Here is a 13,333-nt window from a genome sequence, read left to right on the forward strand (position 1 = left end):
CATGTTGCCAGTGAGTACGCAGTGCCAGGACGCGTGAAGTCAGAGCCACACCACAGTGTCGGGCTGTACTCCGAGAGCCGTTACAGCAGCGACCCACCCCGGACACGACAAGGCGGCCCCGGCAACGTGTCCGGGGCGGCCTGGTGGTCGTTGCGGATCAGCTCGTGCACACCGCCGTCGGCGGGGCAGTCGCGGTGTCGGCTGGCGTCGCGCTGATCAACCCGAACACGTACGCGGCGGCGCACGCGGCGGCGGCCAGGGCGAGCCAGCGGCCCGGCTTGAACTCGCGGGACGTGTTGATGGTGGGCATGGTGTCCTCCCTGGTGTACCGACCTCGACCGTGTGCCGAGGGGTTGGAACGCGGCCCGGAATCGGGCCTCAGAACGTCTGTGAGGGCGATCCGCGGTGAGCCCGCGGTGACCTCGGAACAGGCCCGTCCGTGCAGCTCATGGGCCTGCGGGGTGGTCGTGCGGGGTTGGAACAGTGGCGCCGGGGGTCGGAACGGGTGTGCCGACCCGTTCCGACCCTCGTTCCGGCCCCGTCAGCCGCCGAGCGCGGCCCGGATCGCGTCCACGTCGACCACCGCGACCGCGTTGTCGTAGCCGGGCATCCGCCGCTTCGGCAGCTTCGGCACGCCCGCCGCGCGCAGCGCCTCGCCGAACGTCTTCACGTCCCAGCCGATTCGCTCCGCCAGCTCGCCCGTGGGCACCACGCCGTGCTCCTCGTCGCCGAGCACGTCGGCCAGCAGCTCCAGGACTTCGGGCAGCTCGTGCAGCAGCTCGGCGTCCACCGGCTCCGGCCCGGTTGCGGTGGCGGTGACCTCGTCGGCCAGGCGGGCGGCCACGGTCGGGTCCAGGTCGGCGAGGTCGTGCGCCCCGGCCGCGTCCCCGGTGAGCGTCCCGGCCTGCTCGCGCAGCGCCCGGCCCCGCTCGCACGCCACCCTGATAGCGGCGATGTGCAGCAGGTGGGTCCGCACGGTCACCGCGTCCCCGGCGGACAGCTCCGTCTCACCGTCCGCGCCCAGCAGGAGCCCCACGCCCTTGTGGCTGGTCATCAGCTTGGAGGCGTCCATCCCGGCCTTGTAGGTGCCCGCGCCGAGGATGGTCTCCGACGCCTGGTAGGTCATGACCTTCAGCGCGAAGCGGGTGCCGAGCTGACCGCGCAACCCGTCCGGGATGACCTGGGCGTCCGGCTTTTGGGTGGCCAGGATCAGCGAGTAGCCAGCGGCCGGGCCGGTCTTGGCGATGTAGGTCAGCAGCTCGCAGATGCGCGCCCCCACCTTCTTGCCCTTCGGGTTGTCGAGGTCCAGCGGCACGTCCAGGCTCAGGAAGTTCTGCACCTCGTCAATGCCGATCACGGTCAGCGGCATCCGGTGGGCGGGGTCGCGGGTGATCTCAGGGGTGACCTTGGACTCCGGGCACAGTTCGTCGTCCATCTCCGACAGCCGGTCGAACCGGTCGGCCACGTCCGCCGCGCATTCCTCCAGCACGGCAATCAGGCGGCGGGCGTCGGACTCCCGGGAACCACGGATGAACCGGTGCGCCACCTGCTCGAACGGGCGAAAGTCCTTACCGCCCTTGCCGTCCGCGATGATCAGCCGCACGTGCGGGTCCAGGGCTGCGGCCGTGAGCGGCAGGCGCGCGACGAACGTCTTGCCCTGGCGGGGAATTGCGCCGATCAGCAGCGAAGTCCACACCACCGGCAGGTTCACCGACGCACCGCGCGCCGTGGTGCCGAACGGCACAGGACGCCACAGGTCCCAGCTCGACGCCGTGGCCAGCGGGCTGGGAATCGGGTCGGCGGCGTACGGGTCGGCGTCGCCCACCCACAGCGCTAGCCGCCCGGCGTGGCCGTCATCGCCCCGGACGCGCTCCACGATCAGCCGCACCTCGTCCACGGCCAGGGCGGAGGCCAGCGCCTCCCGCTTGCCGATCACGTCCGACGCCTTGCGCGACGGCGGCAGGTCGATCGTCAACGCCCAGCCGGTCCCGTCGTGGCGCGGGGCCTTGACCAGCATCAACGATTCGTCCTTGCCGATCAGCTTCGCGTCCCGGAACGCCACCACCAGGTGGTCCCCGTTCATCAGCCACGCCAGCGAGCGCGAGCCCAGACGGGTCGTGCGCCCGCCCGCGCCGTCCTTGCGCCGACCGGCCACGGCCAGCACCACGGAGACCGCGCCGCCCGCGATTAGCAACGGCACGGAACCGGCGGTCAGGTCCGTGATCAGCCCGGCGAGCCCGGCAGTACCCCCGCCCGCCAGGGACATGACGTTCCGCCGGCGGCGCACGGCCGCGATCTCCTGCCACTTGTCGGCCAGCCGGTCAGCAGCCCTGGACGCCTCGTAGAAGTCCGCCACCCGCACCCACGCCCACCACGCGCGAGCCGACACGGCCAGGCCGCGCCCGACCGCCAACGGGTACCGCACCGGCAACGTGACCGCGCGGCCCGCCAGCTCGGCACCGGCTTGGCGGGCCGACTCGGCGGTCTGCCACTGGGCGGGCAGCTTCGACCGCGCCGACTCGGCCAGCCGGTAGGCACGGGAACGTTCGTACTCGGCTTCGGTGATCAGCTCCCCGTCCAGTGCCTCCGGGAAGGGCTGCATCGGCCCGGCGGCTGGGGCCGGCTCGTCGGCAGACGCGGGCGGCGCGGAGTTCGGGAAGGGGATGATCTCGCCACCCACGTCCTGCGCCTCCAGGCTCGGGCGCGTCATGCCGTCACCGCCGTACGCGGGTCGTCGTCACCGGGGCGGGTCAGGGCGCGGTGAACGAGTGCCGCGTGCTCGGCTCGGCAGCGCAGGAACCGACGCACGGCGGCCTGGCTGGGGCTCGGCGGCAACTGGCCGTCGGCGATGGCAGCGCGGACGCGGGCGAGGTGTTCCGCGACCTTCCCCGCCGGGGCGGCTTCCAGGAGCGTTTCCGCTTTTCCCGACCGGTTCCCGGCGTTCCCGTCGGCAGCCGGAACGGCGGCCAGGTACGCGGCGACCTCCGCCGCCAGGTCGTCGCCGAGCACGTCACCGGCCGGGGCGACGGGAAGCCCGGGAACGGTCGCGGGAACCAGCCGGGCGCGGCCGACGCGGCGGCGCAGCGCCACCACGCCAGGGCGGTGCACGAGGGTGGCGGTGCCGTCGGCGGCCAGCTCGGCGACGGCCTGGCGCAGGGCGGCGCGGCGCACCGCCAGCACCCGACGCGCGGCCCGGCGCTCCAGTCGGAGGGCGTCACGCTCGGCGCGAGTACGCCGCTTGCCGACCGGTGACGCGGTGACGAGCTGGTGCACCACCACGCCACCGACCGACACCAGCGCCATCACGACGCCGTGAACCACGGTCGAGCCGTGCACGTAGTTAAGGACGGCGGCTACCGCCGCGAACACCCACGTGCCGAGGTGCAGCCACCCGGCCGGACGCCCCGCCCGCTGCGCCATCGGAACGGCGAACGCGAACGTCCACATCGCGCCTTCGGAGAACAGCGGCAGCAACGTGCCGACCGGCCCGAACACCTCGCGGCCGTAGTCGGCCATCGCGGTCCAGGCCAGCACCGCCGGGACGACGATGACCGGCACGAACAGCAGATCAAGGGTGTGGGCACGCAGCCAGCCGGCCACCGCCGCGACCAGCGCGGTACGACGGGCACGGGCCGCTTCCTTCGCAGAGCGGCGACGTTCGGCGGCGGCGTCCTTCGCGGCGCGGTCCTGCTCGAACCTCAGCGTCTCATCGGCGCGGCGCTGCTCGGCGGCGGCTGCCCGGTCGGCGCGGCGTTCCTCTGCCCAGCTCATCGGCTTGCCCCACAGTTCTCGTCGCAGTCGGTGATGTGCCAGGTCCGGCGCGCGGCAGCGCTGCGACCGCCGAGCAGGTTGGTTGCGTTGCGCAGACGTTCGGCGGCGGCCTGGTCCTCCAGGCAGTCCGGGCGGGAAGTCCAGCCGGACGGCTCGCGGTACCCGAGGTGCTTGCGGGTCATCGCGCACCGCCGGAGCGCTGCGGCGCGCAGCGCGGGCACGGCACGGACACCGTCCGGTCCTCGTCCTGCCAGATCAGGCGTGCCGAGATCGGGTCTCCGGGCCGGGCGTCGCACTCGCCGCATTCCGCCGGCACTGCCGAGCGCCCACCGGGCGCGCTCGGCGAAGGACGGTTCTTTGGATGGTTCAAGGACGGTTCGGGGGCAGTGCTTGCCCCCCGCTGCGTCGTTGTTTGCCCCCCGCGAGGCTGTGTTTGCCCCCCGTGCTGGTCAGCGGGCGGCAGACCCTGCCCCTCGTTGCCGGAGTTATCCACAGCCTCGACCCGCTCCACCGCGAGGTCGTACCCGTTGGGGCGGCGGTCGGTGCGCTTGATGTACGCGGCGACGATCACGGGGTCACTGGGGCGGATCAGCTCCAGCCCTTCCAGCGAGCGCACCGCGTACCGCACCGACCGCTCCGACAGCCGGGTGTACCGGACCAACGTGGACAGCGAGGGGAAAGCGTTGCGGCCCTGCGGGTCGGCGTGGTTCGCCAAGCCCAGCAGGACGACGGCCAGAGATGAGGCGTCCCGTCGGTCGCGGGGGATGGGGGCGCGGTTGAGCGCCCAGGTGATCGCTTCGAGGCTCACGGCGTCACCGCCGGTCGGGGCTGCTGGCACGATGGGTGCACGGCTTGGACCTCCAGAGTCCAGGTCGAGGCCCCGTCATGGTGTTCGCGCACCAGGCGGGGCTGCCTTGTATATGGAGGTGCCCGTTAGTTCAGCTACTTCGCTTTCCTTGGGGTCGCCTGGACCCTGGCCGACCTGGCCGAAGTCGACCAACCCACCGCCGACCACGTCGCAGCCGCCCTGGAATTCCGAGAGCGCAGGAAGTCATGACCGAACCGCCGACCTCCGCCCCGCCGACCTCCACCCTGACCCCAGCCGCCTCCACCCTCACTCCCGCCATCTCCGCCTCGGCCCCGACCACACCCGAACCGGCCCCAACCGCCGCCGATCCCACCGCCGTCACCCCAGCCGCCGCTCCGACCGCCTCTGGTCAACCGACCTCAGGTGCCCCGCCCGCACCGCCGCCCTTCCTACCGCCGCCCTTCCCACCGCCGATCCCAGCCCCAGCTCCGGTCCCGACTTCAACCTCGGTCCCGTCCTCGCCGCCTTCCACCGTGCTTCCCGCCATGTCTCCCACCTCAGCCCTGGTCTCGGTAGCCCCAGCGCCGGCCTCGGCGACGCAGACCTCGGTCACGTCCAGCCTGCTTGCCAGTGGTCGGCCCGCGGGCCGGTCGGTCGATTCGGTGCCGGCCGGGCCGAAGGCGGTTCCGGCGTCGACGGCAGCGGCGGTGGACATGGGGCGTGGCGCGGAATGTGACGCCGACCGGGGTGAGGGGTTCGCGCCGGCCACGCGCCCGGGACCCGACGAATGGTGGCGGTGGCCGTGAGCACCGACGAGATCCGGCTGGCCCGTGCCTACCTGTCCCGGGTGGCCGAGCCGCCCGCCGCCGCGCTGGCCCGGTTCGTCGCCGAAGTCGGGCCGGTCGAGGCGGCGGAGCTGGTCCGGGCCGGGGAGGTGCCTTCCGGGGTCGAGAGCCAGACCTCGGCCCGCCGGGCGCTGGACTTGGCCGAACAGGACCTGGAGGCAGCCGCGAAGGTCGGTGGGCGGCTCCTGGTGCCTGAGGACGACGAGTGGCCCCGCTGGCCCTTCAACGCCTTGGCCATCGCCGCCGCCAACGGCCTGCGGTGCGGCCTGGAGCCCTTGGCGTTGTGGGTCCGGGGCGACGCCCACCTCGCCACGATCACGGAGCGTGCCGTCGCGGTGGTCGGCAGTCGGGCGGCCTCCGGGTACGGGCAGCACGTCGCGGGCGAGTTCGGCTTCGGGCTGGCCCAGGCCGGGATCACCGTGGTGTCCGGAGCGGCCTACGGCATCGACGGCGCGGCCCACCGGGGGGCGATCACGGCCGGCGGGCTGACGATCGCCGTGCTGGCCTGCGGGATCGACGTCGCGTACCCGGCCGGTCACCGTGCTCTGCTGGAACGCATTCCGAGCCAAGGGCTGCTGGTGAGCGAATACCCGCCGACCCACACGCCCGCACGCCACCGATTCCTGACGCGGAACCGGCTCATCGCGGCTCTCGCCGAAGGCACCGTCGTCGTCGAAGCCGGACAGCGCAGCGGCGCCAAGAACACCGCGGCGTCGACGGCGGCGCTGGGACGGGTGCTGATGGCGGTTCCCGGGCCGATCACCTCGGTCAGCTCGTCGGGCTGCCACGAGCTGCTGCGTTCGGGCATCGCGTTGCCCGTGACCAGCGTCGCCGAGGTCATCGAGTCGACCGGACGGCTCGGTGTCGACCTCGTCGAAGCCACCCGCAACACCGACACCGGACCACCGCAGGGCGACGCGATGCGGGTCTTCGAGGCACTCGGCCTGACGTTCGGGCACAGCCCGGAGGCGATCTCCGTGGAATCGGGCGTCGAGCTGTCCAGGGTGCGCGCATTGCTGCCACAATTGGAACTGGCCAGTCTCGCCGAACGCGCGGAAAGCGGTTGGAAGCGCTCCCAGGACGGGAGTTGGCGTGGCGATACTTGACCAAGAGCGCTTGAGGGCGCAGCGTCAGGGTCTATGTCCCCGCAGCCGCCCGCTCGGACACGTCGTGTCGACCTGGTTCGCCTGCGTCGAGCGCTGCCCGCAGACGTGGCGACGGCCCTGGACCGCTACGAACGCCACCTCGCGATGGAACGCGGTCTGTCACCGCACACGGTGCGCGCGTACCTCGGCGACGTGGTCGCCCTGCTGGTCCACTTAGCCGAGGGCACACCCGACAACGCCACCGTGGAAGCGATCGACCTGTCGGGCCTGCGGTCGTGGCTGGCTTCCCAGCACTCCGCCGGCGCGAGCCGGACGACGATGGCCCGACGCGCCGCCTCCGCCCGCACGTTCACCGCCTGGGCCTCCCGCCACGACCTGCTCGCCGCCGACCCCGGTCCGCGGCTCAGCGCGCCCCGTCCCCACCGGACCCTTCCCGCCGTACTGCGGCCGGACCAAGCCGCCGCCGCCATGACAGTTGTCGAAGTAGACGCGGAACAGGGCGATCCGGTTGCGCTGCGTGACCAAGCCGTGGTGGAGTTGCTGTACGCAACAGGTGTCCGGGTCGCCGAGTTGTGCGGTCTCGACCTCGACGACGTGGACTACTCCCAAAGGGTGATTCGGGTTCTGGGCAAGGGTAGTCGCGAACGCACCGTGCCGTTCGGCGTTCCGGCCGAACGGGCTGTACGGCGCTGGGTGGAATATGGACGATCCGCCCTGGTCAACGACCGTTCACAACGTGCGCTGCTGCTGGGCGCGCGAGGTGGCCGGCTTGATCCGCGTACTGCCAGGAGAGTCGTCCACGATGTGGTGGGTGCGGTACCCGAGACGGCCGACACCGGCCCCCACGGCCTGCGCCACTCCGCGGCCACGCACCTGCTGGAAGGGGGAGCGGACCTGCGCACCGTCCAAGAGCTTCTTGGTCACGCTACGCTCGCAACGACTCAGCTCTACACACACGTCACCGTCGAACGGCTGAAGGCGATCCATGACCGAACCCACCCCCGCTCCTGACGTCGCAGGGGGAGGTTCGCGGACCGCAACCGTGACCTCTCCCCCCGCCGCGCACGTCGGGACCTCGTCGGCGGCGCGCACCCCGGCTGGGACGAACGGTCACCACGTCGACGGCGAGCCGCTGCGCACGAACGGGCACGCCATCCCCGCGGTGGCGCCCGGTAGACCCGCGCACGCGGCTTCCGAGTCGCGCACCGCCGATGACGTGGAAGCCGGGATCATCGCGCTGTGGCACACCTACGGCGAGTCGCGTCGGCAGGCCCTGCGGGACCGGCTGGTGCTGCACTACGCGCCGCTGGTGAAGTACGTCGCCGGCCGGGTCGGCACCGGCCTGCCCGCGCACGTCGACGTGGCGGACCTGATCCAGTCGGGCATCTTCGGCCTGGTCGACGCGATCGAGAAGTTCGAGCCCGAACGCGGCCTGAAGTTCGAGACGTACGCGATGCAGCGCATCCGCGGCGCGATCCTCGACGACCTGCGCTCCCAGGACTGGGTGCCCCGCTCGGTGCGCAGCCGGGCACGCGACGTCGAACGTGCCTTGGAGCGCCTGGGTGGGCGGCTGCAACGCACCCCGACCGACCGCGAGCTCGCCGCCGAGTTGAAGATCGGCCTCGGTGAGCTGCGCGAGCTCTACGCCCAGCTCCAGCTCACCAGCGTGGTCGCCCTGGACGAGCTGATCGCCGCGGGCCGCAACACGGGCGGCGCGGGCTCGTCGCTGGCCGAGTCCCTGCCCGACGAGGGCGCGGAGGACCCGATCGCCACCCTGGTCGACCAGGACAGCCGCCGCCAGCTCGCCGACGCGATCGCCCAGCTCGCCGAACGGGACCGCGTCGTGGTCACCCTCTACTACTTCGAGAACCTGACGCTGGCCGAGATCGGCAAGGTCCTGGGCGTCACGGAGTCCCGCGTGTGCCAACTGCACACCCGGGCGGTGCTGCGCCTGCGCACCAAGCTGAACGAGCAGCTGGAGGCCTGACCTCCTCCGGCTCCAGCCGGCCGCCTGCCGGAACACCCACGACCCGCTCCGCCACCGCCGAACACCCGCTACAGGAACGGGCAGGCATCGGCGCACTTCCGCGCGCGGGCGGGCTCGGAACCACGCAGGTCGGGCAGGTCGGGGTGGCCGAGCTGCGGAGGCGAGGACGGGGCCGGTGGGCCAGTGGGCCCGGCGGGGTGGACCGACCGACCTTGGCAGAACGCGGACTTGGCTGTTGGACACGAGGCGTGGTCGGCCAGGTGGATGGCGCGCGGGTCGGGCGGGTCAGTGGAGGAGATAGCGGTCGGTGGGCTGTCGGGCCGGTAGCTCGGGTGGGTGGTCCGACTTGGGAGGACGCGGACCTGGTCGTTGGAGACCGGGGCAGTGGGTTCAGGTGGGTGTGGGTCGGGCGGGCGGCGCGCGCAGGTCGAGAGGGTCCGGTGGGTCGGTGGGTCGGGAGGGGTGGTGGGCCTCGGGAGGAGGCGGACTCGGCTGGTGGGCGCTGGGGCGCGGTGGGCTGAAGTAGAGGTGGGATCGGCGCTGGCGGGTCGGGACGGGTTCGGTGGGGTGGGCCGGACTGGGGAGCAGGCGGGCTCGGCCGGTGGAGAGCAGGCGCAGTGGGTTCAGGTAGGTGGGGGATCGGGGTGGGTCGGGGCGGAGCGCGCCCCAGTGGAGGCAGGTGTCCGTCGGGCAGCCCTCGTGGCCCGGGTCGAGAGTGCCGATCAGGTCGCCTCGGCGGACCGGTTGGCCTCGGCGGACCGCGGGTGTGACCGGCTCGTAGGTGGTTCGCAGGCCGCCGGGGTGCAGCAGTGACACGACCGCGCGGTCGGCGACCGGGCCCGCGTGCACGACCACGGCGTCGGCGGCGGCCAGGACGGCGGCGCCCGCCGGGGCGGCCAGGTCGACGCCGCGGTGGCCGGGGCCGTACTCCGTGGCCGGGGCTTCGAAGGCGCGGACGACCTGGTGCGGTGGGGCGAGCGGCCAGGCGAAGCGCGGTGGGCGGGAGGCCCGCGCGGAGGGTGGCAGACCGGCCGCGGGTAGCGTCATCACCGTTGTCAAGGCCAGGACCAGCAGTGTTCGCATCGTGGGAGTCACGGGTCCAGCGTCCCGGCGGGCACCGGGGGCTACCAGTGGCTTCGGTCCACCTGTGGACAACTCGCGGGGCTGTGGACAACTTCAGGCCCGGTTCGTGGTTCTCCGGCTCACCGGCGTACACTCGGACCGCGGCCCGTGTGAGTGCGGGGCGACTTCGCGTGCCAATGCAGACCCGACCAGTTTCGGTGCGGTCGAGTCACGGCGTCCAGCGGTCCTGAGGCGAGACGTCCTCCGGTTCGGACGGCGGCAGGGGCACCAGGGCGGCGGACCGGACCCGGCCCGCCGCGACCAACCGGAACGCGCGCCGGCTCGACGCCAGGCGCGCCTGAACGAAGAGGTGCGAACCCGGCCATGGCCGTCGTCACCATGAAGCAGCTGCTCGACAGCGGCGTGCACTTCGGGCACCAGACCCGTCGCTGGAACCCGAAGATGAAGCGCTACATCTTCACCGAGCGCAACGGCATCTACATCATCGACCTCCAGCAGACGCTGACCTACATCGACCGGGCGTACGAGTTCGTCCGGGAGACGGTCGCGCACGGCGGGTCGATCCTGTTCATCGGCACCAAGAAGCAGGCGCAGGAGGCCATCGCCAACGAGGCCCTCCGCGTCGGCATGCCCTTCGTGAACCAGCGCTGGCTGGGCGGCATGCTCACCAACTTCTCGACGGTGCACAAGCGCCTCCAGCGGCTCAAGGAGCTGGAGTCGATGGAGCAGACCGGCGGTTTCCAGGGTTTCACCAAGAAGGAAATCCTGATGATGAACCGTGAGAAGGACAAGCTGGAGCGCACGCTCGGCGGTATCCGCGACATGTCCAAGGTGCCCAGCGCCGTGTGGATCGTGGACACCAAGAAGGAGCACATCGCCGTCGGCGAGGCGCGCAAGCTGAACATCCCGATCGTGGCGATCCTCGACACGAACTGCGACCCGGACGAGGTCGACTACCCGATCCCGGGCAACGACGACGCCATCCGGTCCGCCGCGCTGCTGACCAAGGTGGTGGCCGAGGCCGCCGCCGCCGGTCTGATGGCGCGCTCCGGCGCCCGCACCAAGGCCGCCGACGGCGCGGACAAGCCCGAGCCGGGCACCGACGAGCCGCTGGCCGAGTGGGAGCAGGAGCTGCTCGTCGGCGCCGACGCCCCCGCCGCGCCCGCTGCCGCCGAGGCCGCCCCCGCTGCCGAGGCGCCCGCCGCCGAGGGCACCGAGGCCGTCCAGTCCTGACCCGCCCGCACGCCGCGCCTGCCTGACCGAGGCGGGCGCGGCGTGCGCACGGCGCCGGCGCTGAACAGCCGGAACAGCACCACCCCAAGCGCGTAAACGCGTCGGCGAGCGAAGCCGACGACCAGACCGCAGAAGGAACGGAAATCGCACGATGGCGAACTACACCGCCGCTGACGTGAAGCGCCTCCGCGAGCTGACCGCCGCAGGCATGATGGCCTGCAAGAAGGCGCTCGAGGAGACCGACGGCGACTTCGACAAGGCGGTCGAGATCCTGCGCATCAAGGGCGCGAAGGACGTCGACAAGCGCGCCGAGCGCACGACCTCGAACGGCCTGGTCATGGCCGAGGGCGGCGTGATGATCGAGCTGCGCTGCGAGACGGACTTCGTCGCCAAGAACGCCGACTTCCAGGAGCTGGCGGCGCGGATCGTCGCGGTCGCCAAGGCCACCCGCCCGGCCGACGTCGAGGTGCTCAAGGCCACCGACCTCGACGGCAAGGCCGTCGACGCGGTCGTCCAGGAGTTCTCGGCCAAGATCGGCGAGAAGCTGGAGCTGGCCAAGGTCGCCATCTTCGACGGCACCGTGACCACCTACCTGCACCGCCGTGCCGCCGACCTGCCGCCCGCCGTCGGCGTGGTGGTCGAGTACACCGGCGACAACGAGGACGCCGCCCGCGGCGCCGCGATGCAGATCGCCGCGATGCGTCCGCGCTACCTCACCCGCGACGACGTCCCCGCGGACGTGGTGGCCAACGAGCGCCACATCGCCGAGGAGACCGCTCGCGAGGAGGGCAAGCCGGAAGCGGCGCTGTCCAAGATCGTCGAGGGTCGCGTGAACGGCTTCTTCAAGGACGTCGTGCTCCTGGAGCAGTCGTCCGTGACGGAGTCCAAGAAGACCGTCAAGGCCGTGCTGGACGAGGCCGGTGTCACCGTGACCCGCTTCGCCCGGTTCGAGGTCGGCCAGGCCTGATTCGCGTGAGGGCGGGGTTGCGCGCAGACGTCGCGACCCCGCCCTTGCCGTGTCCAGAGGAGTACCTGTGAGCGCAGAGGTAGACCACGCGAAAGCCGACCACGCCGACGAGGAGCCGATCCAGGGCTACCGCCGGGTGATGCTGAAGCTCGGCGGCGAGATGTTCGGCGGTGGCGGGGTCGGCGTCGACCCCGACGTCGTGCAGACCGTCTCGCGCCAGATCGCCGCGGTGGTCCGAACAGGGGTCCAGGTCGCGGTCGTCATCGGCGGCGGCAACTTCTTCCGCGGCGCGGAACTGCAGCAGCGCGGCATGGACCGCAGCCGCGCCGACTACATGGGCATGCTCGGCACCGTGATGAACTGCCTCGCCCTGCAGGACTTCCTGGAGCGCGAGCACGGCATCGAGACCCGGGTGCAGACCGCCATCACGATGGGCCAGATCGCCGAGTCCTACATCCCCCGCCGGGCCATGCGGCACCTCGACAAGGGGCGCGTGGTGATCTTCGGCGGCGGCGCGGGCATGCCGTACTTCTCCACCGACACCACCGCCGCGCAGCGGGCGCTGGAGATCGGCTGCGAGGTCGTGCTGATGGCCAAGGCCGTGGACGGCGTCTACACCGCTGACCCCAAGATCGACCCGGACGCGCAGATGTTCGACAACATCACCCACCGGGAAGTGCTCGAACGCGGCCTGAACGTGGCCGACGCGACCGCGTTCAGCCTGTGCATGGACAACAACATGCCGATCATGGTCTTCAACCTGCTCACCGAGGGGAACATCGCGCGAGCCGTGCGTGGTGAGAAGATCGGCACGCTGGTGAGCACCCCCGGTGGTCGCCCGTCCTTCTAGACCTGCTGGGATTCGAGCCGAACTGCGCACACCAAGGGAGTCAGCCGTGATTGACGAGACCCTCCTCGACGCCGAGGAGAAGATGGAAAAAGCGGTGTCCGTGGCGAAGGAGGACCTGGCCGCGGTGCGCACCGGCCGCGCCAACCCCTCGATGTTCTCCCGCATCGTGGTCGAGTACTACGGTTCACCCACCCCGCTGAACCAGCTCGCCAGCGTCGCCATCCCGGAGGCGCGCATGGCGGTGATCAAGCCCTACGACGCCACCCAGCTCAACGCGGTCGAGAAGGCCATCCGCGACTCCGACCTGGGCGTGAACCCCAGCAACGACGGCTCGATCATCCGCGTGGTGATCCCTCAGCTGTCCGAGGAACGGCGCCGCGAGATGGTCAAGGTCGCCAAGGGCAAGGGCGAGGACGCCAAGGTGTCCGTCCGCAACATCCGCCGCAAGGCCAAGGAAGAGCTGGACCGCCTGGTCAAGGACGGCGAGGTCGGCGAGGACGACGGCACCAGGGCCGAGAAGGAACTGGAGAACGTCACCCACCGCTACGTCGCCCAGATCGACGAGCTGGTCAAGCACAAGGAAGCCGAGCTGCTCGAGGTCTAGGTGGTCACGTCGGTTCGGCGGGTCGGGCGAGGTGCCCGCGCGCTTGGCTCGGCCGGTGCACGGCCGTGATAGGAGCACA

General features: G+C 71.7%; 13 protein-coding genes and 1 pseudogene. 8 read left to right on the top strand and 6 right to left on the bottom strand.

Going from position 1 to position 13,333, the window contains the following annotated elements:
* Window positions 1-157: 157 nt before the first annotated feature.
* From EDD40_RS41980 to EDD40_RS30430, 5 genes are all read right to left on the bottom strand, one after another.
* Window positions 158-310 carry a hypothetical protein gene (locus EDD40_RS41980; protein ID WP_170185244.1) on the bottom strand — a complete coding sequence of 51 codons (153 nt, stop codon included), beginning with the start codon at window positions 308-310 and terminating at the stop codon, window positions 158-160.
* 231 nt (window positions 311-541) lie between these two features.
* The gene (locus EDD40_RS30420) at window positions 542-2,710 is read right to left on the bottom strand and encodes a cell division protein FtsK (RefSeq protein WP_123745975.1); all 2,169 of its coding nucleotides are present in this window, start codon (window positions 2,708-2,710) and stop codon (window positions 542-544) included.
* Window positions 2,707-3,771: a DUF2637 domain-containing protein gene (locus tag EDD40_RS30425; protein WP_123745976.1), complete on the bottom strand. Its 1,065-nt coding sequence runs from the start codon at window positions 3,769-3,771 to the stop codon at window positions 2,707-2,709. Before EDD40_RS30425 ends, EDD40_RS30420 begins: the two co-directional genes overlap by 4 nt.
* The gene (locus tag EDD40_RS41160) at window positions 3,768-3,953 is read right to left on the bottom strand and encodes a hypothetical protein (RefSeq protein WP_148088954.1); all 186 of its coding nucleotides are present in this window, start codon (window positions 3,951-3,953) and stop codon (window positions 3,768-3,770) included. The genes EDD40_RS30425 and EDD40_RS41160 overlap by 4 nt, the downstream gene beginning before the upstream one ends.
* Window positions 3,950-4,579, bottom strand: a complete 630-nt coding sequence (locus EDD40_RS30430) for a helix-turn-helix domain-containing protein (RefSeq protein WP_123745977.1) — start codon at window positions 4,577-4,579, stop codon at window positions 3,950-3,952. Before EDD40_RS30430 ends, EDD40_RS41160 begins: the two co-directional genes overlap by 4 nt.
* 147 nt (window positions 4,580-4,726) lie before the next feature.
* On the opposite strand from EDD40_RS30430, the pseudogene EDD40_RS30435 reads away from it, so the two are divergent.
* The 4 genes and pseudogenes from EDD40_RS30435 to EDD40_RS30450 all read left to right on the top strand — a co-directional run.
* A pseudogene (locus EDD40_RS30435) lies at window positions 4,727-4,828 on the top strand (magnesium chelatase subunit ChlI family protein); the annotation flags it as partial.
* 553 nt (window positions 4,829-5,381) lie between these two features.
* A complete protein-coding gene (gene dprA / locus EDD40_RS30440) occupies window positions 5,382-6,530 on the top strand; it encodes a DNA-processing protein DprA (protein WP_123748390.1) in 1,149 nt (382 codons plus the stop codon).
* Between the two features lie 33 nt (window positions 6,531-6,563).
* Window positions 6,564-7,541 (top strand): tyrosine recombinase XerC, encoded by a 978-nt coding sequence (locus EDD40_RS30445; protein ID WP_211348263.1) that lies wholly within the window; start codon window positions 6,564-6,566, stop codon window positions 7,539-7,541.
* Window positions 7,516-8,517 (top strand): FliA/WhiG family RNA polymerase sigma factor, encoded by a 1,002-nt coding sequence (locus EDD40_RS30450; RefSeq protein ID WP_170185245.1) that lies wholly within the window; start codon window positions 7,516-7,518, stop codon window positions 8,515-8,517. Before EDD40_RS30445 ends, EDD40_RS30450 begins: the two co-directional genes overlap by 26 nt.
* Window positions 8,518-8,907: 390 nt before the next feature.
* On the opposite strand, the gene EDD40_RS30455 is transcribed toward EDD40_RS30450, so the two are convergent.
* Window positions 8,908-9,564: a M23 family metallopeptidase gene (locus EDD40_RS30455; RefSeq protein WP_246037921.1), complete on the bottom strand. Its 657-nt coding sequence runs from the start codon at window positions 9,562-9,564 to the stop codon at window positions 8,908-8,910.
* Window positions 9,565-9,963: 399 nt separating this feature from the next.
* On the opposite strand from EDD40_RS30455, the gene rpsB reads away from it, so the two are divergent.
* The 4 genes from rpsB (at window position 9,964) to frr (ending at window position 13,254) form a co-directional block, all read left to right on the top strand.
* On the top strand, window positions 9,964-10,833 hold the full coding sequence (gene rpsB / locus EDD40_RS30460) for a 30S ribosomal protein S2 (protein ID WP_123745979.1): 870 nt from the start codon (window positions 9,964-9,966) through the stop codon (window positions 10,831-10,833).
* Window positions 10,834-10,984: 151 nt separating this feature from the next.
* On the top strand, window positions 10,985-11,800 hold the full coding sequence (tsf, locus tag EDD40_RS30465; protein WP_123745980.1) for a translation elongation factor Ts: 816 nt from the start codon (window positions 10,985-10,987) through the stop codon (window positions 11,798-11,800).
* 139 nt (window positions 11,801-11,939) lie between these two features.
* Window positions 11,940-12,650, top strand: coding sequence for a UMP kinase (pyrH, locus tag EDD40_RS30470; protein WP_236595242.1), 711 nt, complete (start codon window positions 11,940-11,942; stop codon window positions 12,648-12,650).
* A gap of 46 nt (window positions 12,651-12,696) precedes the next feature.
* A complete protein-coding gene (gene frr / locus EDD40_RS30475; protein WP_106613536.1) occupies window positions 12,697-13,254 on the top strand; it encodes a ribosome recycling factor in 558 nt (185 codons plus the stop codon).
* The last annotated feature ends 79 nt before the right edge of the window (window positions 13,255-13,333 follow it).

The organism is Saccharothrix texasensis (genome assembly GCF_003752005.1).
Lineage (GTDB): Bacteria > Actinomycetota > Actinomycetes > Mycobacteriales > Pseudonocardiaceae > Actinosynnema > Actinosynnema texasense.

Coding starts and splice junctions, on each gene's coding strand:
- EDD40_RS41980 (WP_170185244.1), bottom strand. CDS start 310: ATGCCCACCATCAACACGTCCCGCGAGTTCAAGCCGGGCCGCTGGCTC.
- EDD40_RS30420 (WP_123745975.1), bottom strand. CDS start 2,710: ATGACGCGCCCGAGCCTGGAGGCGCAGGACGTGGGTGGCGAGATCATC.
- EDD40_RS30425 (WP_123745976.1), bottom strand. CDS start 3,771: ATGAGCTGGGCAGAGGAACGCCGCGCCGACCGGGCAGCCGCCGCCGAG.
- EDD40_RS41160 (WP_148088954.1), bottom strand. CDS start 3,953: ATGACCCGCAAGCACCTCGGGTACCGCGAGCCGTCCGGCTGGACTTCC.
- EDD40_RS30445 (WP_211348263.1), top strand. CDS start 6,564: ATGTCCCCGCAGCCGCCCGCTCGGACACGTCGTGTCGACCTGGTTCGC.
- EDD40_RS30450 (WP_170185245.1), top strand. CDS start 7,516: ATGACCGAACCCACCCCCGCTCCTGACGTCGCAGGGGGAGGTTCGCGG.
- EDD40_RS30455 (WP_246037921.1), bottom strand. CDS start 9,564: ATGACGCTACCCGCGGCCGGTCTGCCACCCTCCGCGCGGGCCTCCCGC.
- rpsB (WP_123745979.1), top strand. CDS start 9,964: ATGGCCGTCGTCACCATGAAGCAGCTGCTCGACAGCGGCGTGCACTTC.
- tsf (WP_123745980.1), top strand. CDS start 10,985: ATGGCGAACTACACCGCCGCTGACGTGAAGCGCCTCCGCGAGCTGACC.
- pyrH (WP_236595242.1), top strand. CDS start 11,940: ATGCTGAAGCTCGGCGGCGAGATGTTCGGCGGTGGCGGGGTCGGCGTC.